The following is a 19,393-nucleotide window of genomic DNA, read 5'->3' on the forward strand; positions in this document are numbered from 1 at the left end:
AGGCGTCAGAGTTGCAGGCGTCAGAGTGGTAGGCGTCAGGGTTGCAGGCGTCAGTTGGCCGAGCGGCGATAGAGGATGACCGACAACGGGATACAGATCGCCAGGATCGCGACGCTGCATCCGATCGAGTACCCGACGGCGTGGTCGGCCACCCATCCCGTCGGTGCGGGAAAGTCCGGCGGGGACGCGTTGCCGAAGCGCTGCCGGCAGGCCGTGGCGACGGCGGTCACCGGGTTCCACTCGGCGATCGGACGCAGGAATCCCGGCAGGCTCTGGGCGGAGATGAACGCGCTCGAGAGGAACGTCACCGGAAACATCCACAGAAATCCGATGCTCTGGGCCACTTCGACATTCGGTGCAGCGAGCCCGGTCACCGCACCCACCCAGGCCATGGCCAACGCGAACAGCAGGATGATGCCGAACGCGATCGCCGCGTCGGCCGCATCCCCGCGCACCCGCCATCCGATGGCCAGTCCGCAGACCACCATCACGCCCAGGCCGAGCACACCGAGCACCATGTCGGAGCTGACCCGTCCGGCGATGACACCGAGCCGCGACATCGGCAGCGACCGGAACCGATCGATGATGCCGTCGGACATGTCGCCCGCGAGTCCGACGGTCGTGAACGCCGCGTTGAACACGACGGTCTGCGTGAAGATCCCGGCCATCAGGAACTCGCGATACGACCCACCGCCGAAGGTCGCGCCGAAGACGTAGGCGAACAGGAACACGAACATCAGCGGCTGGATCGTGGCACTGATGAGCAGTGTCGGTATACGGCGGACCGTCAACAGGTTTCGTTCGACGATGACCGCGGTGTCGGCGAGCATCAGACCTTCTCCAATCGTTCGGTCGTGACGTCGGGCAGGTCCTCGCCGGAGCCCAGTCCGGGTTCGGCCCGTTCGGTGAGCGTGAGGAAGACGTCATCGAGTGTCGGTGTGGTCACCGTGGCGTCGGCGACGTCGATTCCGACACCGTCGCAGGCGCGTACCGCCTCCACCGCGCTGCGGCTGCCACCGGTGACGGGAACCGACCAGCGGCGCGCCTCCAGCTGCCGGGGCAGGCCCACGCCGATGTCACCGAGAGTGGTCGCGACGAGTGCGGTGTCGACCTCGTTGTCGAGCTCGATCGTCAGGATGGATTGTGCGGTGGTGTTCTTCAGTTCGGCAGCGGTGCCCTGGGCGCGTATCGCGCCGTGGTCGATCACCGTGATCTCGTCGGCCAGCGCGTCGGCCTCCTCGAGGTACTGGGTGGTGAGCAGCACGGTGGTGCCCGAGGCCACCTGTTCGGTGATCACCTCCCACATCTGCCGCCGGCCACGCGGGTCCAGACCTGTGGTGGGTTCGTCGAGGATCACCAGGGACGGTTCGTTGATCAGCGCGCCGGCGAGGTCGAGGCGGCGGCGCATGCCCCCCGAGTACGTCCGCATCGGGCGGTCGGCGGCATCGGAGAGCTTCAGCTCGGCGATCATCGCCCGCGCCCGCTCGGCCGCGTCCCGGCGTCGATGGCCATAGAGTTGAGCCACCATCCGCAGATTCTCGAACCCGGTGAGATTCCCGTCCACGGCGGCGTATTGTCCTGAGACGCCGATCATCTCGCGTACGGTGTCCGGTTCGGCGAGGGCGTCGATGCCGTCGACGACGACCGATCCCGTATCGGGTCGCATCAGCGTGGCGACGGCCCGGACCGTGGTGGTCTTGCCGGCACCGTTGGGCCCGAGCAGCGCATGGATCGTGCCGGCGGAGACCGCGAGATCGATTCCGTTCAGAGCGCAGACGCGGGGTCCACGACCGAGCAGCCCGGAACGGAAGGTCTTGGTCACCCCACGCAACTCCAGGGCGAGTCGGGTGTTCCGGTCACTCATCGTGTGTCGTCCCATAGGCCTTCCCACTTCCTTCCATGGCCCGGATCAGGCTCGCGGGCCGCATGTCTCGCCAGTGCTCCTCGACATAGGCGAGGCAGTCGTCGTGTCCGGCGGGCCCGTGCATCGTGCGCCACCCCTCGGGCACCGCGGCGAACTCGGGCCAGAGCGAGTGCTGCCCTTCGTCATTGACGAGCACAAGGAACACGCCCTCGGTGTCGTCGAACGGATTGGTCATGCTTCCTCCTCGGTGTCGGTGTCGGTGTCGGTGTCGGTGAACGAGCTCTGCGGGGCGGTTCGGGCGGCGGTGGCGGGATCGATGGCCGATGCGTATCCGGTCACGTTCTCCGGGAGCAGCATTCGTGCGTGTGTACAGTCCACGACCACCTCGTCGACGGAGCCGGTCACGTGTTCGTGCCAGTCGTCCACGGCAGGCCGCCCGGCAGGCGGGTCGCCGGCCGCGGTCACGAAGGTCACGTCACCGCGGAACAGTCCCGGCCGCCAATGTTCGGCCAGAGGGGTGGCGGCCCGGAAGGTCTCGTGCACCGCCGCGAAATCGGACTCCGCCAGACCCGCGAGGGGTCCACCGGCCGATCGCACGGCCTGCCATGCCTCGGTGACGGTGGGCTCGTGCCCGTCCTCGCCCGCCGAGAGGCCGAACTCGCCGAGCAGTTCGGCCACCGACGGTTCGGTCGCGAGTTCTGGGCGGCCGGACAGCACGAACGAGTCCAGCAGCACGAGTTGCGCCACCTCCTCTCCGGCCGACTGCAGCGCGATCGCCATCTCATGGGCGATCAGGCCGCCCAGCGACCAGCCGACCAGGTGATAGGGGCCGTGCGGTGCGACAGACCGGATGCGGTCCACATAGTCCGCGGCCAGCTCCGAGATCGTCTGCGCGGCGGGTCGGCCGGTCAGCGTCGGATTCTGCAGCCCGTAGACGGCGCGGTCGGGCGCGACATGCGGCAGCACCGACGCGAAGCTCCACGAGAGCCCGATCGCGGGATGCACCACGAACAACGGTGGCTTGTCGCCGGCGGAACGTGGGGTTCGACGCAGGGCCAGCAGGGGATCGAAACCCACGCCGGTCGCGGCCGAGGCCGTGTCGGACCCGCTGCGCGCCCGGCGTCCGGCGGCTTCGGTGACCGCCGCGAGTTCGGCGACGGTCGGTGCCGCGAACAGGGTCTGCACGGGGATCTCACAGTCGAGCAGATCCCCGAGTCGGGCGGCGACGCCGGTCGCCATCAGCGAGTTGCCGCCGAGATCGAAGAATCCGTCGTCGGCACCGATGACCGCATCGTCGAGCTCGAGCACGTCGGCGAACACCATGGCGATCTGTTGTTCGATCCCCGGACGCGGCGCACGCGACGTAGGGGTCGCCGACGTCGTGGGCAGCGCGCCGCGGTCCAGCTTTCCGGTCGGGGTGAGCGGCACCTCGTCGAGCCGCGTGATCGACGACGGGAGCATGTGCCGCGGCAGGCGCGAACGCAGGTGTGCGCGGGCGTCATCGACATCGATCGACCGGTCGGCATAGGTGGTCACATAGCTGCGCAGGGTCGGCGCACCGGCGGATGAATCGACCACCGTGACCGCGAAATCGACTGCGGGATGGCCGCCGAGAACGTCGTCGATCTCGCCCAGCTCGATGCGGAAGCCGCGGACCTGGACCTGGTTGTCGGCGCGTCCGACGTAGTCGATGCGGCCGTCCGCGGTCCAGCGGACCAGGTCGCCGGTGCGGTACATCCGGTGACCCGCATACCCGTCCCCGGTGACCATCGGAGCCGGGACGAATCGGGTCGCGGTCAGCTCGGGGCGGCCGTGATAGCCACGTGTCACCTGATCGCCCACCAGATAGAGCTCGCCGACGACGCCTGCGGGCACCGGGTGCAGTCGCCGGTCCAACACCAGCGTGCCGACCCCGTTGTTCGGGGTGCCGATCGTCAGCGGCTCATCCGGGCTCAATGCGTCACTGCCGGTGATGATCACGGTGGTCTCGGTGGGCCCGTAGACGTTGTACATGGCGCGCCCGGGTGCCCACCGGCGGACCAACTCACCGCCGAAAGCCTCGCCGCCCACGGCGAGTGCCGTCAGCTGCGGGACCGCGGCCGGGTCCATGGTGGCGACCGCCGCCGGCGTGATGAACGCATGGCTCACGTGGTGACGTTCGATGAACCGCTCGAGGTCGTGGCCGCCGTACACGCCGGGCGGCACGATCGCGAGGGTCGCGGCACCGGCGGCGGCCATCAGGAACTCCAGCACCGACGCGTCGAAACTCGGCGACGCGAAATGCAGGACACGAGAGCCGGTGTCCGGCCGCATCCGGGTGCGGAGTTCGTCGTGCACCGCGGCCAGGCCGCTGTGTGGGACCAGCACGCCCTTCGGTCGTCCGGTGGAACCGGAGGTGTAGATGATGTAGGCCAGTTGATCCAGCCGGATCGGCGCGGCGCGTTCGCTGTCACGGATGGGGGTCGGCGACGAATGGCCCAGTCGCGTGCGGGTCGACAGGTCGTCGAGCACCAGGACGGGCAGGTCGTCGTCGAAGCCGGTGCGGTGTGCCGACGTGGTGACGACGATCGACGCCCCGCTGTCGGCGAGCATGTGCCGGATCCGTTCGGACGGATAGGTGGGGTCGACGGGAACGTAGGCCGCGCCGGTCTTGACGATCGCCCACACCGCGACCACCGCCTGCACCGACCGGGGAATCGCCATCGCGACAACGGTTTCCGGTTGGTCACCCACGCCTCTACCGAGCAGGACCCGCGCCAGACGGTTCGACCGGGAGTCGAGATCGGCGTAGGTGATCGCGTCACCGTCGGTGACCGCGGCCCAGCCCTCGGGATTGCGGCGTACCGCATCCGCGAGCAGGTCGCCGAACGTCGCCGGGGACGCAGCGTCGGGCCCGGTCACGGGACTCAGTGCGGCCGCTTCCAGCGGATCGGTGATCCGGATGTCCCCGACCGCGCGCAGGGGGTCGCAGATCATGGCACGGACCACCCGCAGCAGGCGGGTGACGAACTGTTCGGCCTCGGAGCGCGCGTAGCGGGTGGTCGCATAGGTGAGTTCGACGGTGGCCTGCGGTGCCGTGGACGCCATGCCGGTCACGGTGAACTGCATGTCGAACTTCGCGGTGTGCGTCCCGATCTCGTCCAGTCCGAGAGTGAGGTCGTCGGTGATGGGGATCGACTCACCGCCGGCGAGGGACGATTCGGCGAAGTCGTGTACCGACAGAGCGATCTGGAACAGCGGATGCCGGCCCATCTCGCGGGTCGGATTGACATCGGTGACGACGTCGTCGAAGGGTGCGTCGAGGTGATCGAGTGCCTCGAGGTCGGCGGCCCGGACCTCGTCGAGCAGGTTCGTGACCGACTCCTCGGGGGCCAATCGGGTGCGCAGCGCCAACGTGTTGACGAACATCCCGACGACGCGGTCGTATCCGGCGGACGAGCCGCGCGGGGCCCGGTTGGCCACCGGCGTACCGATGAGCAGGTCGTCGCCGACCCCCAGACGATGGAGCAGGACGGCCAGTGCCGTGTGCATCACAGCGAACGGGGTCGTCGCCCGGTCGCGGGCGAACTCCGCCAGTGCGACACGGAGTTCCGGGTCGATCTCGGCCGACACCGATGCGCCGCCGTGCGCCTTCGGCTCATGTCCGGGATGCACGTCGACCGTCGTCTCGGCCGGCGCGCCGGCGAGGACATCGGCCCAGTAGGCGCGATCCGCGGCGGTGGCCTCCGTCGCGCTCTCGCCGGTCACCTCCAGTGCGTAGTCCCGATAGTCGATTCCGGCCGCCGGCCATGCCTCGGCGCGGCCCCCGGCGCGCTCGGTGTAAGCGGTCACGAGGTCGCCCATCAGGACGGGCAGAGACGCGCCGTCCGCGGCGATGTGATGAATCACCAGGACGAGAGTGTGATCGTCGGGACCATCGGTGAGCACCGCGCAGCGCAGGGGTGCATCGGTGGTCACGTCCATCGGGGCCAGGAGCTCGCCGTGATCGACGGACGTCTGCGGTGTCGGGCCGAGCTCACCGACCACGGACTCGGCGTCCTCGAGGACCACACCGATGGGTGCACCGTCGACGAGCGGATAGATGGTCCGTAGCGAGGCGTGCCGGGAAACCAGATCGACCAAGGCGTCGCGGAGGACGTCGGTGTCGAGTCGCCCACTCAACCGGACTGCGAACGGCATCAGGTAGTCGGTGGCATCCGGTGCGGAGCGCGCGAGTGACCACAGTCGGCGCTGGACCGGTGCCAACGGCACCCGGGTGGGCCTGGGTTGATCGGGATGCCGTGTGGCCGAACGCGTGTCGGGTGCCGGCGCACCTGCGGGAACCCGCTTCGCCAACCCGGCGATGGACGGGGTGTCGAAGATGTCGCGGACACGCCAGTCCACTGATGGGTAGGCATGGCCGAGTCGTCCGACGACCGCGGTCGCCTGCAGCGACGTACCGCCGAGCCCGAAGAAGTCGTCCTCGGCCGACACGGTGGTGGGTTCGACGCCGAGGACCTCGGAGAGGATGTCGACGATCGCCGCCTCCGCCGGTGTGGACGGGGCCCGGCCGGCGGCGTCGCTCACCGCGACCGGCGCGGGCAGGGCGGCCCGGTCGAGCTTGCCGTTGGTGGTCAGCGGGATGCGGTCCAGGATGGTCACCGAGGAGGGCACCATCTGACGCGGCAGGCGCTCGCGCACCGTGTTCCGCAGTTCGCCGGCGGTGGGTGCGGTGGCGCCGTCGATGTCGTCCTGCACGGTCACGTACGACGCGAGGACCGCGTCAGCGCCCTCGCCGACCACCAGCGTGGTGGCGAAGTCGACGGCCGGGTGATCGGCGAGGGCACCGGAGATCTCGTCGAGCTCGATGCGGTAGCCGCGCACCTTGACCTGATTGTCGGTGCGGCCGTGATAGATCAGTGCGCCGGACAACTCGCGGTGCACGATGTCACCGGTCCGGTACATCACCGATCCGTCGCCGTGCGGTGCCGCGACGAATCGGCCGGCCGTGACGTCGGGACGGGAGAGATATCCGCGTGCCACACCGGGCCCGGACAGGTACAGCTCACCGGGAACCATCGCCGGAACCGGTTGCAGCCGATGATCGAGGACCCAGGCCGTGCATCCGGGGATGGGCGTGCCGATGGTGATCGGATCACCGGCGCGCAACGGCTCGGAGATCGTCGACACGATGGTGGTCTCGGTGGGGCCGTAGTTGTTCAGGTAGCGGCGGTCCGAGCCCCACTCGGCGACGAGGGCGGGAGTGGAGGCCTCGCCGCCGACCCCGAGGCAGCGCAGCTGCGGGAGGTCCGACGTCGTCGCGGCGGCGAGTGCCGCCGGGGTGATGAATGCGTGGGTGACGCGTTGCTCGGCCATGAACTCGACGAGTTCGTCGCCGCCGTACACCGATGGCGGTGCGACGGTCATCGTCGCCCCCGTGGCGAAAGCCATCAGGAACTCGAGCATCGAGCCGTCGAAGCCGGGTGAGGCGAAGTGCAGCGTGCGATCTCCCACGCCCACCCCGTAATGCTGCTGCTGGGCGGCGGCGAAGGCGGCCAGGCCGCGATGGGTCACCGTGACACCCTTGGGCTTTCCGGTCGATCCGCTGGTGTAGACGATGTAGGCGACGGTGTCCGGGTTGCGGCGGACATCGCCCGGCCCGATCCGGCTGACATCGGTAGCGGCGTCGGCGACATCGAGCTCATCGGTGGTGAGCCACCACAGGTCACGCGACAGGTCCCCGAATCGATCCGGATCGGTGATCCCGACCAGCGCCTGTGCGTCGTCGAGCATGTGCCGCAGCCGATCTGCCGGGTATCGCGGGTCGAGCGGCAGCACCGCGGCGCCCGTGCGGGTGATCGCCCAGGTGGCGACCACCGATTCCGCCGACCGGTCCAGGGCGACGGCGACCACGTCCTCGGCACCGATCCCCAGGACGGTGAGCCGGTTCGCCCACCGCTGCGCGCGCCGGTCCAGTTCGGCGTAGGTGAGCGAGGTCGCGCCGTCGCACAGGGCCACCGCGGTCGGATGGGCGGCGACGGTGTCGGCGAGGATGTCGGCGAGATGACGCGGCGGGCGCAGAGCTGCCTCGGGGTGCGCGACGGCCACCGTCAGCGGCAGCTCGTCGATGGGACGGTCGGGACTCGCGACGATCTGACGGCTCAAGGTGAGCAGGCCCTCGGCGATGGCCTCGACCCGTGCACGGCTGAACACGTCGGTGGCGTAGGTGAACCGGATGGTGTCGCCGCGCAGCCTCATCTCGAGGTCGAAGCGCGCGGCGCCGGTGTCCACCTCCTCGGCGGAGACCTCGAGACCGTCGAGATCTAGGTCGACACCCAGCCCGGAGGTCGTCGACCCGGCGTCGGCATCGAAGGCCAACGCGATCGAGAAGATCGGATGGCGTCCGGTGCGTGGCGGGTTGACGGCCGCGACGACGTTCTCGAACGGCATGTCGGCCTGCGACAGCGCCTCGAGATCGCGTGGCCGGATCTCGTCGAGCAGTCCGGTGAAGCCGGCCGAGCCGTCGACCGGCGTCCGCAGCACCACCGAGTTGACGAACATGCCGACGAGATCGGACAGGCGGGGATCGGTCCGCCCGGCGACCGGGGTACCGATCACGACATCGGACGGTGCCCCCGTGACGTGTGTGTCGGGGTCGGCGTGCAGCCGGTGCAGCAGGGCGGCGAACACGGCGTGGATGGTCATGAACTCGGTGGTCCGGCCGCCCGCGATCGCGCGGAGCGCCGAGCGGAGTCCACTGTCGAACTCGACGTCGACGACCCCCGCGGCGGCGCTCGTCTCGCCCGCGGCGGATTCCGCGTCGGGGATCAGGATGGGGGTGGAGTCGAGACCGTCGAGTTCTCGACTCCACCACCCGGCCAGCTCGTCGAGCCGGCCTTCCAGATTCTCGGCCTGCCACCGGAGATAATCGCGGTAGCCGACCGGAAGCGGCGCCTGCGACGGTGATCGACCGTCACGCAGGTCCGCGTAGGCGCCGGCGATGTCACGCGCGAGCGGCGCCATCGACCATCCGTCGGCAGCGATGTGATGCACGACGATGGTCAGCTTGTGATGCGAGCCCGCCGCCGGCTGTGCGCCGTCGGGCTCCGCGATGATGCGATGCAGCACGACGCGCAGCGGGGCCTCGCAGGTGAGATCGAAGGCAGTGCGGGCCAGGCTTTGTGCGGCGGTCGCCCACTCCTCTGACCGGATGTCCGTCGGCGACAGCTCGCCGCACACGTCGTCGGCGGAGCGGATGTCGACGACCGGTGTGCCGTCAGGCGCCGGATAGACCGTGCGCAGCGGTTCGTGCCGCTCGACCGCATGCCGCAGCGCGCCGCCGAGGGCGGCCACGTCGAGATCGCCACGCAGGTCGAGGGCGAACGCGATGTTGTACTGGCCCGAGCCCTGCGGTCCGGTGCCCGGGGCATCGTCGCCGGAACGCCGCTGCCCGAGCTGATTGAGGAACCACAACTGCTGCTGCGCCGGCCCCGGGGCGATGACCAGATCGGGGTCGTGGCGCAGTGTCGCGAGTGGGCGGGGATCGGCGACATCGGTGGCGTCCTCGCCGGGTGCGGCGATCTCGGCGAGGGCGGCGATCGTCGAGTGATCGAAGATGTCGCGGACCGCGATCCGCCGGCCGCCGATCTGCTCGATCGTGCTCACGATCTGGGTGGCGGACAACGAGTTCCCGCCCAGTTCGAAGAAGTCGTGTTCGCGTCCGATGTCGGCGACGTCGAGTCCGAGCTGCTCGGCGACGATCTGCGCGATCGCCCGCTCCGTGTCGGTCCGCAGGGCGACGGTCTCGACGTCGCCGACGGTGGAGCCGGCCGCGGTGGCGGGATCGGGGAGGGCGCGCAGATCGACCTTGCCGATGGGCGTGGTCGGGATCTCGTCGAGCTCGATGATGGTGTGCGGCACCATGTGGCGGGGCAGGCGCGCGGCCAGGCGTTCCCGGATGGCCCGGGTGACGTCGGCGGCCGTCCGCGGGGCCGCGCCAGTGCTTCGGTCGTCGACGGTGACGTAGGACACGAGGCGTGCCTGCGCACCGTCTCCGGTCGTGATGGTCACCGCGGCGCGGACGGAGTCGTCGGCGACGAGCGCCGCATCGATCTCACCCAATTCGATGCGGTGACCGCGGATCTTGGTCTGATGGTCGGCCCGGCCCCGGAACTCGAGTTCGCGGTCGGTGGTCCAGCGCACGAGGTCGCCGGTGCGATACATCCGGTCACCCGGGTCGCCGTAGGGGTTGGCGACGAAACGCTTGGAGGTCAGCGGTCGCACACCGTGATAGCCGCGGGCCAGATGGGTGCCGGCGATGTACAGCTCGCCGACCGCGCCCGGCGTGACGGGCCGCAATCGCTCGTCGAGCACCATCGCGGCGATCCCGCGGATCGGGCGTCCGATGGTCACGGCCGGGTCGTCGGGGCTGATGTCCTCGGAGATGGTGGCGACCACGGTGGTCTCGGTCGGGCCGTAGGCGTTGAACATCGCACGGCCCGCCGACCAGCGGCGCACCACCTCGGCGTTCGGATGCTCGCCACCGATGACCAGTGCCGCCAGATCGGGGAGCTCGTCGGGGGACATCGTCGTGAGCAGTGACGGAGTCAGGAATGCGTGGGTGATGCGTTCGGATCGCATGAGGTGGGCCAATTCCGGGCCCCCGACGATGGTCGGCGGGGCCACATGCATCGTCGCCGCCGCGGAGACGGCCATCAACACCTCGAGCACCGACGCGTCGAAACTCGGAGACGCGAGATGCAGGGTCCGCGAGCGCGGGGTGATCCCGAAGTGGGTCACCTGTTGTGCCGCGAAATCCGCGAGGCCCCGGTGGCTCACCACGACGCCCTTCGGGGTGCCGGTGGTTCCCGAGGTGTAGATCAGATACGCCGGATGGTCGACCGCGGTGGGTGCGCGCAGCTCGTCACCACGGATCGGAGTGTCCGGGAAAGCCTGTCGGGCGGTGGCCGTCTCGGGATCGTCGAGCAGCAGGACGTCGATCGGGGGACCGCCGTCTTCGACGGGTTCGAGCGCGGGCGCGGACGCACGCTCGGCGATCAGGAGACCGGTGCCGGAGTCACCGAGCATGAAACCGATGCGCTCAGCGGGGTAGTTCGGATCGACGGGTACCCACGCCGCGCCGGTGCGGGTGATCGCCCACAGGGTGACCATCCAGTCGACGCTGCGGGGTAGCGACACCGCCACATAGCGTTCCGGACCGGCGCCGTGCGCGATCAGCAGCCGCGCGAGCCGATTGGCCGCCGCATCGAGTTCGCGATACGTGAGCGCGGATGTCCCGTCATGCACCGCGATCCGGTCGGGCTCGGCGTCGACGGCGCGGGCGAGGATGCGGCTCAGGTGTTCGACGGGGCGCCGCCCGGCGCCGACCGCCGGAAGCAGATCGAGTTGTTCATGGGGGTCGAGCAGCTGGATGTCGCCGACGGTGATGTCGGGGGAAGCGGTGACCGCATCGATCAGACGGATCAGCCGGGTGGACAGGGCCGAGACCGTGCGGCGGTCGAACAGCGCTGTCGCATAGTCGATGTCGATGCCCATTCCGCCGGGATTCCCGTCGGCGTCGGTGTGCTCGGTGAAGGTGAACTGCAGGTCGAATTTGGTCTGCCCGATCTCGACCCGGGACGCGGTGGCGGACAGTCCGGCGAACTCCAGCTCGATCGCCGAGCTGTCCTCGACCGCGACGGACACCTGGAAGAAGGGATGCAGGTTGCCGGACCGCTCGGGATTCAGTTCGGTGACGAGGCGGTCGAAGGGAAGGTCCGCGTGCGCGAAGGCTGCCAGATCGGTGTCCCGGACCTGCGCCACCAGGTCGGTGAAGGCGCCGGCCTTGTCCACCTGGGTGCGCAGGGCCACCGTGTTGACGAACATACCGACGAGGCCGTCTGTCTCGGCGTCGCCGCGTCCGGAGACGGGCGTGCCGACGGTGATGTCGGGGTTGGTGGACAGCGTGCGCAGGAGTGCGGCGACAGCGGAGTGGAGCACCATGAAGGTCGTCGCGTCGTTGTCGGCGGCGAGCTTGCGTAGTCCGTGGTGGCGCGGTGCCGGGATTCCGGCGTGCAGTGTGGCGCCGGCCGGGTCGGGGGTACGCGGGCGCGGCCGGTCGAAGGGGAGTTCGGTCTCCCGCGGTGCGTCGGCCAGGCGCTCGGTCCAGTACGCGAGGTCGGCACCGGCGGGCGATCCGGGGCTCGTGTCCTCGAGCCAGGCGTTACGGGCGGCACTCACCTGCGAATAGGTCGTCGGCAGCGCAGGCCAATCCGGTTCGTCGCCGTCGCGGCGTGCGCGGTATGCGGTCGCGAGGTCGGCGGCCAGCGGTGCCAGCGACCAGCCGTCTGCAGCGATGTGATGGATGACGACGGTGAGCCGGTGGTCGTCGTCGCCGGTGCGGACCAGTCGCGCCCGCATCGGCATCGAGGATGCGAGATCGAAGGGGATCGAGGCGTAGTCGCGCGCGCTGCAGATCTCGGACTCGGTTGCGTCGAGCAGGGTGAGAGGCACGTGCGCCTGCGCCGCGTCGGTCACCTCGGCGTAGGCGACGCCGTCACGCTCGGTCACCGTGGTGCGCAACGGCTCGTGGCGGGCGACGACATCGCGCAACGCGGCACCCAGTGCGGTGACGTCGAGTTCGCCGACGAGCCGCACCGTGAACGGGATGTTGTAGGTGGCTGCGGCGTCCGGGTCGAGACGCGCGGCCAGCCAGAGCCGGTACTGCGCAGGCGACAAGGGGATCGGGCCGTCGGCAGGGGCGTGAGCGCCGGTCTCGGTCGCCGTCACCGACCGTAGCGTCTCCTCGTCGACGCCGAGTGCGGTGATGGTGTCGGCGATTCCACGCACGGAGGTGGCGTCGAAGACGGTGCGGAGATCGATTCGCTCGCCGGTGGCCCGGGAGAGTCGGGCGGCCACCCGGGTCGCCGACAGTGAGTTGCCGCCGACGGCGAAGAAGTTGTCCGACATGGAGATCTGTCCCACGCCGAGAACCGCTGCGACGGTGTCGGCGACGAGGCGCTCGATCCGCCCTGTCGGTGCGACATGGTCGACGATCTCGCGGCGTGCCGGCGCCGGTAGTGCACGGCGGTCGAGCTTGCCGTTGGCGGTGGTGGGCAATTCGTCGAGCACGACGATCATGGTCGGCACCATGTGATCGGGCAGGTGCCCGCTCATCTCGGTGCGCAGATCGCGGTCGGTCAGTGCCGACTCGCCGCTGACATAGCCGATGACGGCAGCCGAGTCCGCGATCACGTCGTCGCGGACGAGCACACCGGCGGCGCGGACACCGTCCAGTCGACTCAGTGCCGCCTCGATCTCGCCGAGTTCGACGCGCTGTCCGCGGATCTTCACCTGGGAGTCGGTGCGGCCCAGGTACTCCAACTCGCCGTCGGTGCGGCGCCGCACGAGGTCGCCGGTTCGGTACAGGCGGCGGCCCGCGCCGTGCGGGTCGGCGACGAAGCGGGTCGCGGTGAGGTCGGGACGGTTCCGATAGCCGCGGGCGAGCTGGATGCCGGCGAGGTAGAGCTCACCGACGGCGCCGATCGGCTGCGGTTGGAGCCGGTGGTCGAGCACATGCACGCCGGTGTTCCAGACGGGTGCGCCGATCGGCAGGGTGCCGGCATCGGCGGAGCAGTCGTCGTGGAAGGTGACGTCGACGGCCGCCTCGGTGGGGCCGTACAGATTGTGCACCGGGGCGTCGGTGAGCCGTCCGATGGCGGCGACGGTCTCCGGCGTGAGCGCCTCACCGCTGGTGACGATCCGGCGCAGTGAGCCCAGATCCGCGGGGGCATGATCGTCGGTACCGAGTGCGGCGGCGAACGCCGACAACATCGACGGGACGAAATGTGTGGTGGTGATGGCATGTTCGGCGATCACGTCGCGCAGATACCAGGGATCGCGATGCCCGTCGGGCCGCGGGACGACCAGTGCCGCTCCGGTGATCATGGGCCAGTAGAACTCCCACACCGAGACGTCGAAGGTTGCGGGGGTCTTCTGCAGGACCCGGTCGGAGCCGTCGAGGCCGTACCGGGACTGCATCCACCGCAGCCGGTTGACGATGGCGCGATGACTGATCATGACGCCCTTGGGCTTTCCGGTCGAGCCGGACGTGAACAGCACGTAGGCCGGATGGTCGGGATGCAGCCGACGGCCGGCGCGCGGTGCGCTCACGGCGTGCCGGCCGTGACCGGGGGACGCGTCGTCGCGTAGCTCGTCGAGGCCCACCGTCGAGACATCGTGGCCGGTGAGCGCGATGCCGTCGCCGGTGATCACGACTTTCGGCCGGGCGATGTCGAGGATGTGCGCCAGTCGCGCGGACGGCTCGCCCGGATCGATCGGCAGGAACGCGCCGCCGGCGAGTGTCACCGCGTGCAGCGCCACGATCTGCTCGACGCTGCGTGGCAGCGCCACACCGACGACCGATTCCGGGCTGATGCCGCGGGCACGGAGACCGGCCGCGACCGACTCGGCATGGGCCGCGAACTCGTTGTGACGGAGCGACATGCCGCTGTCGGCGTCGACGATCGCGGTCTGGTCGCCGTGGCGTTGTGCGGCCTCGGTGAGGAGGTCGACCAGGGTGGCCTCGCCGAGTTCGACCCTCTCGCCGGTGGCGAATCGGTCGATCTCGGCAGCCTCGTTCGCGGCGACCAACCCGATGGAGGGGACCGACATCTCGGCGTCCGCCGAGACGAATCGCTCGACGAACGACACGATCCGATCATGATGCTGTGCGATCTCCTGCGGCGCATACACATTCGGGTTCGCCTCGAGATCCAGGCGCATGCCGCCGGTGAAACCGTCGTAGACGTTGATCGATGCGTCTTCCACAGGGCCCGTGGACAATACGTTCAGCTCACCGCGCAGTGTGCCGAAGTCGATGTGCTCGAAGAAGAGCATCACGTTGACCATCGGGCCGAAGAAGCCGCGACGGCCGCCCGGCGATCCGAGGACGTCGCCGGTGATGTCCTCGTGGCGGAACTTCTGGTGGCGTACGGCCTGTTTGACGTCGGCGTTCACGGTGCGGAGAAAATCGCCGACGGTGACGGGCCGATCGTCGGCCGCGGTGATGCGGGCGCGTACCGGGACGACGTTGGAGGTCAGGCCGGCGGAGGTGCGCAGGATCTCGTGATCGCGCGCGGCGACCGGCAGACTCAGCATCGACTGGTCGCGGTCGGTGAACCGGGCCAGATACGCGGCGACCGCCGCCGTGATGACCGAGGCGGGCCGGACGTGGTGAGCATCGGCCATGGCGCGGATGCGGTCGACGACCGCTTGGGGCAGGGTGTGGGCGCGGACGGTCGCGGTTTTCGCCGCGGCCGCGGTGGTCGATGACAGTGACGTGATCTCCGGCAGTGCTCCCGAGGGTTCGAGCAGGTGCTCGGACCAATGACGGCGATCGTCGTCGAATGCGGCCGACGAGCGATACTCCGCGTCGAGTGCCGCGATCTTCGCCATCGACGCGATGTCGGCGGGCGGGACGTCGGTGCCATCGACGATGGCGGTGTAGTGCTGGGCGACCCGCAGCATCATGTACATCGCGGCGTAGCCGTCGAAGGCCAGGTGATGGCCCCAGCAGTACCAGATGTGGTGCTTCTCGCCGAGGCGAAGCAGGTGGGTCTCGAGCAGGTGGTCGTGGTACAGGTCGGTGGCCTGCGAGCGGTGTGCGTCGATCCACTCCAGCGCCGCGGAGCGCGGGTCGTCGGCGTCGGCGAAGTCGTGTCGGCCGAGGGGCACCATCCGTTGGGGGTCGACGAGCGCCATCGGCTCGCCGTCCTCGGTGTCGACGAGGCGGAGCAGACCCGACTCGGTCTCTTCGCACGTCGCGGCCACGGCGCGCTCCATGACGTCGGCGTCGACGGCATCGCGGAACTCGGCAAACGCCGCCACCGACATGGGCACGTCGGGGTCGAGCTGCTGGGCGTAGAAGATGCCGCGCTGGGCGGCGGTCATCGGAATCGCTTTCGCGGTGTCCCAGTCCTGGTGGTGTGCAGTGGTGCGGATGACGTTGTCGGTGGTCACGCAGTCCTCCCTCGTCTCGGCAGTTCGCCCCGGCCGGTGTGCCGTGCGTTTGCCGTCATGGGGGGCTTCGCGTGAGATGGGGGCGCAGATTGGTCTCGAATTCGGGTGAAATCCCAACCTGACGGACCGAATCCGACATTCCGCCCACGGCACCCGCGACTGCGCCGACGGAACCCGGAATCGCGCCGACAGAACCCACGACTGCGCCGACAGAACCCCCGACCGCGCCGACAGAACCCCCGACCGCGCCGACAGAACCCCCGACCGCGCCGACAGAACCCCCGACCGCGCCGACAGAACCCGGAATCGCGCCGACAGAACCCACGAGTGCGCCGACGGAACCCGGAATCGCGCCGACAGAACCCCCGATCCCGGGGGCGCTACCCTGGACGAGCGCCGCGTACCGCACGGATTTGGTTCCGACCTGCGGTTTCCCCTACACTTGTGGGGTTGCCTGCGGCATTGACGTGCCGCAATTCGGTTCGCGAACCCACTGGGATGGCCGCACTGACGTCTGCGTCAGCGCAAAACCCCAGGCAGGCGCGTGTCCGGTGGGCGACAGACCGTGTGCGTCGGGTCGGCAATCCGGCGGACATCAACATCCAGGTCAAGGAGATTGACGAGTGATTCAGCAGGAATCTCGCCTGCGGGTCGCCGACAACACCGGTGCGAAGGAAATCCTCTGCATCCGCGTGTTGGGCGGTTCCTCGCGGCGCTACGCCGGCATTGGTGACGTGATCGTCGCCACTGTCAAAGACGCCATCCCGGGCGGCAACGTCAAAAAGGGTGAGGTCGTCAAGGCGGTCATCGTGCGCACCACCAAGGAGCGCCGTCGTGCGGACGGAAGCTACATCCGTTTCGACGAGAACGCCGCCGTCATCCTCAAGGGTGAGAGCGACCCCCGTGGTACCCGCATCTTCGGCCCGGTCGGCCGTGAGCTGCGTGAGAAGAAGTTCATGAAGATCGTGTCGCTGGCACCGGAGGTGATCTGACATGAAGGTGCACAAGGGTGACACCGTGATCGTCATCTCGGGCAAGGACAAGGGCGCCAAGGGCAAGGTCATCCAGGCCTTCCCGAAGGAGCAGCGTGTCCTGGTCGAGGGCGTGAACCGAATCAAGAAGCACACCGCTGCCTCGGCGAACGAGCGCGGGGCTGCCTCCGGCGGCATCGTGACCCAGGAAGCCTCGATCCACGTGTCGAACGTGATGGTCGTGGACTCCGACGGAAACCCGACACGCGTGGGCTACCGCGTGGACGAGGAGACCGGCAAGAAGGTCCGGATTTCCCGCAAAAACGGGAAGGACATCTGACATGACCAGCACCGAGACCAAAGTTGTGCCCCGCCTGAAGACTCGCTACCGCGAGGAGATCAAGGCCGAGCTCAACAAAGAATTCAGCTACGACAACGTCATGCAGATCCCGGGCGTCGTCAAGGTTGTCGTGAACATGGGTGTGGGCGACGCGGCCCGCGACGCAAAGCTGATCAACGGCGCGGTCGAGGACCTCGCACTGATCACCGGTCAGCGTCCGGAGATCCGTCGCGCCCGCAAGTCCATCGCGCAGTTCAAGCTGCGTGAGGGCATGCCGATCGGTGCCCGCGCCACGTTGCGCGGCGACCGTATGTGGGAGTTCCTGGACCGCCTCGTGTCCATCGCGCTTCCCCGTATCCGCGACTTCCGCGGACTGTCGGACCGCCAGTTCGACGGCAACGGCAACTACACCTTCGGTCTGAACGAGCAGTCGATGTTCCACGAGATCAACATCGACAAGATCGACCGGCCGCGGGGTATGGACATCACCGTCGTCACCTCGGCCACCACCGACGAGGAAGGCCGCGCGCTGCTGCGCCACCTGGGCTTCCCGTTCAAAGACAACTCCGTGAAGGACAACTGACATGGCAAAGAAGGCTCTGGTCAACAAGGCCAACAAGAAGCCCAAGTTCGCCGTGCGGGGCTACACCCGGTGCAACAAGTGCGGTCGCCCGCACTCGGTGTTCCGCAAGTTCGGCCTGTGCCGTGTGTGCCTGCGCGAGATGGCACACGCCGGCGAGCTCCCGGGCGTGCAGAAGTCCAGCTGGTGAGCTAGCTCGATCCGGCTGACTTCCCTCCCGATCTTGTGGCAGTAGTCCGCGCGACACGCGGATTCTCGCCACAGATCAAGCGGGTTTGACCGAACGGCCCCACCTCCATGCCGGAGGTGGGGCCGTTCGGCGTTTGGCGTCAGCGATTGGCCTCCCACTCGTCGATCAGATCCGGCAGGCTCTCGAGGCTCGCCGCGAGGGACTTCTGATAGGAGCGGCTGACGACCGCATCGGCCATCCGCCCGAACACCTTGCCCAAACCGGTCTCCGATTCGATCCGATACGTGAATCGGACACCGTCGGGGGTGTCCTCGAACTCGGTCCAGGTGGTGAAGGCGAACGGAGACTCGATGGTCTTGAACTCCGACATCTTGTCGACGTCGACCCTGGTGAACTCCCCACGCCACTCCATGGTTCGTCCGAGGAATCGGGTCTTGCCGGCCCATTGGGTGCCGACGGCGAGCGGACCTTCGGACAACGATCGAATCTCGATCGTTCCGGGAGTGAATGCCGAGACATGGTCGGGGGAGAGGCAGTACTGCCAGACGGTGTCGAGAGGGCGATTGACGGTGACGCTGGCGCTTGCTTCAGGCATGGTGAACCCCTTTGGATGTGGGTGCCTGGATGATTATCGACGTGCCGGCGACCGCTAAGCGATTGGCGACACGAGCTCTGCTGTGACGATTGCGCGGCTTCAAGCGTACGCTCGCGGGTAGTGGGTATCTACCCCCTCGACAACTAATTCCTTTGTCTCGCTAAGGGATTCGTCGACACCTCGCCGCGGCCCGACGTTGAGCGCGATTCGGGCCGGCTCTGCCCGTGATCACCCGCGGCCCTCGCACCCGCCCCGCGCCGGTTCCCTCGATGCCCTTGATCTCCTGATCCAGGATGCCGAGCGAATATCCCTCGTCCCACGGGAACAAGCCGCTCTCATCCGGCCAGACAGCTTGCAGGGCAGCAGCATCCGGGAACAGCTCGTTGGTGATGATCAGATCGTCCTTGTCGATCATCTCGATCAGGCGGACCGGGACGCTCAGGGAACTGAGCTCGATGGCGACCCCGCGGTCGATGGTGTCACGCCAGTCGTGGGTGTGGAAGATGTCGCCGAGTTCGTTGAGCACTTCCCGACTGGTCCAGGCGTCGAGGCCGTAGACGGCGAGTTCGGGAATGTCGTGTAGGACGAGGCCCGAGGTGTAGGCGAAGGAACAAGCGGGCGTCTGACAGCCGTCCGGCTCGCGGGCGCAGACCTCGCAGACACCACTGACCGCGGTCACCGCCCATCCGCAGGCGCGGATCCGGTTGATGGTGTCGTGTACGAGCGGGTCCGGGTGCCATCGTCGAAGACCCCGGATCGCGGCGGCATGGTCCGACATGATTCGCTCCTTTGTTCGAAGGTGCCACCCAGTAGAGCATCGAGGTCTGACAGGTTGCGCGCACCTGTCGGCAGTCG

Annotated in this window: 10 protein-coding genes; 4 read left to right on the forward strand and 6 right to left on the reverse strand. The window is 68.6% G+C overall.

What is annotated here, in order from left to right; translation table 11 throughout:
* Positions 1–50 precede the first annotated feature (50 nt).
* From AC4AMJ_RS04265 to AC4AMJ_RS04280, 4 genes are read right to left on the reverse strand one after another with little or no spacing between them, the layout of a single operon-like run.
* Complete coding sequence (locus AC4AMJ_RS04265; RefSeq protein ID WP_489896808.1) at positions 51–830, reverse strand: ABC transporter permease; 780 nt, start codon at positions 828–830, stop codon at positions 51–53.
* The gene (locus AC4AMJ_RS04270) at positions 830–1,879 is read right to left on the reverse strand and encodes an ABC transporter ATP-binding protein (protein WP_489917351.1); all 1,050 of its coding nucleotides are present in this window, start codon (positions 1,877–1,879) and stop codon (positions 830–832) included. Before AC4AMJ_RS04270 ends, AC4AMJ_RS04265 begins: the two co-directional genes overlap by 1 nt.
* Complete coding sequence (locus tag AC4AMJ_RS04275; RefSeq protein WP_489896806.1) at positions 1,857–2,099, reverse strand: MbtH family protein; 243 nt, start codon at positions 2,097–2,099, stop codon at positions 1,857–1,859. The genes AC4AMJ_RS04270 and AC4AMJ_RS04275 overlap by 23 nt, the downstream gene beginning before the upstream one ends.
* Positions 2,096–15,862, reverse strand: coding sequence for a non-ribosomal peptide synthetase (locus AC4AMJ_RS04280; protein WP_489917352.1), 13,767 nt, complete (start codon positions 15,860–15,862; stop codon positions 2,096–2,098). Before AC4AMJ_RS04280 ends, AC4AMJ_RS04275 begins: the two co-directional genes overlap by 4 nt.
* A 623-nt stretch (positions 15,863–16,485) precedes the next feature.
* On the opposite strand from AC4AMJ_RS04280, the gene rplN reads away from it, so the two are divergent.
* The 4 genes from rplN to AC4AMJ_RS04300 are packed head-to-tail and all read left to right on the forward strand — an operon-like array spanning position 16,486 to position 17,943.
* Positions 16,486–16,854: a 50S ribosomal protein L14 gene (rplN, locus tag AC4AMJ_RS04285; protein ID WP_004019493.1), complete on the forward strand. Its 369-nt coding sequence runs from the start codon at positions 16,486–16,488 to the stop codon at positions 16,852–16,854.
* A gap of 1 nt (position 16,855) precedes the next feature.
* Positions 16,856–17,173 carry a 50S ribosomal protein L24 gene (rplX, locus tag AC4AMJ_RS04290; RefSeq protein ID WP_489896804.1) on the forward strand — a complete coding sequence of 106 codons (318 nt, stop codon included), beginning with the start codon at positions 16,856–16,858 and terminating at the stop codon, positions 17,171–17,173.
* 1 nt (position 17,174) lies between these two features.
* On the forward strand, positions 17,175–17,756 hold the full coding sequence (gene rplE, locus AC4AMJ_RS04295) for a 50S ribosomal protein L5 (RefSeq protein ID WP_489896803.1): 582 nt from the start codon (positions 17,175–17,177) through the stop codon (positions 17,754–17,756).
* A 1-nt stretch (position 17,757) separates the two neighbouring features.
* Complete coding sequence (locus AC4AMJ_RS04300; RefSeq protein ID WP_006338055.1) at positions 17,758–17,943, forward strand: type Z 30S ribosomal protein S14; 186 nt, start codon at positions 17,758–17,760, stop codon at positions 17,941–17,943.
* Between the two features lie 139 nt (positions 17,944–18,082).
* Here the strand turns inward: AC4AMJ_RS04300 and AC4AMJ_RS04305 are convergent, their stop codons facing one another.
* Complete coding sequence (locus AC4AMJ_RS04305; RefSeq protein ID WP_489917353.1) at positions 18,083–18,538, reverse strand: SRPBCC family protein; 456 nt, start codon at positions 18,536–18,538, stop codon at positions 18,083–18,085.
* 160 nt (positions 18,539–18,698) lie between these two features.
* A complete protein-coding gene (locus tag AC4AMJ_RS04310; protein WP_489917354.1) occupies positions 18,699–19,316 on the reverse strand; it encodes a DUF4262 domain-containing protein in 618 nt (205 codons plus the stop codon).
* Between the last annotated feature and the right edge of the window lie 77 nt (positions 19,317–19,393).

It is taken from the genome of Gordonia sp. LMA484 (genome assembly GCF_058129505.1).

What these genes read in the sequence shown, in the direction of transcription:
- AC4AMJ_RS04300 (WP_006338055.1), top strand. Translation starts at nt 17,758, where the DNA reads ATGGCAAAGAAGGCTCTGGTCAACAAGGCCAACAAGAAGCCCAAGTTC.
- rplX (WP_489896804.1), top strand. Translation starts at nt 16,856, where the DNA reads ATGAAGGTGCACAAGGGTGACACCGTGATCGTCATCTCGGGCAAGGAC.
- rplE (WP_489896803.1), top strand. Translation starts at nt 17,175, where the DNA reads ATGACCAGCACCGAGACCAAAGTTGTGCCCCGCCTGAAGACTCGCTAC.
- AC4AMJ_RS04270 (WP_489917351.1), bottom strand. Translation starts at nt 1,879, where the DNA reads ATGGGACGACACACGATGAGTGACCGGAACACCCGACTCGCCCTGGAG.
- AC4AMJ_RS04305 (WP_489917353.1), bottom strand. Translation starts at nt 18,538, where the DNA reads ATGCCTGAAGCAAGCGCCAGCGTCACCGTCAATCGCCCTCTCGACACC.
- AC4AMJ_RS04310 (WP_489917354.1), bottom strand. Translation starts at nt 19,316, where the DNA reads ATGTCGGACCATGCCGCCGCGATCCGGGGTCTTCGACGATGGCACCCG.
- AC4AMJ_RS04265 (WP_489896808.1), bottom strand. Translation starts at nt 830, where the DNA reads ATGCTCGCCGACACCGCGGTCATCGTCGAACGAAACCTGTTGACGGTC.
- AC4AMJ_RS04275 (WP_489896806.1), bottom strand. Translation starts at nt 2,099, where the DNA reads ATGACCAATCCGTTCGACGACACCGAGGGCGTGTTCCTTGTGCTCGTC.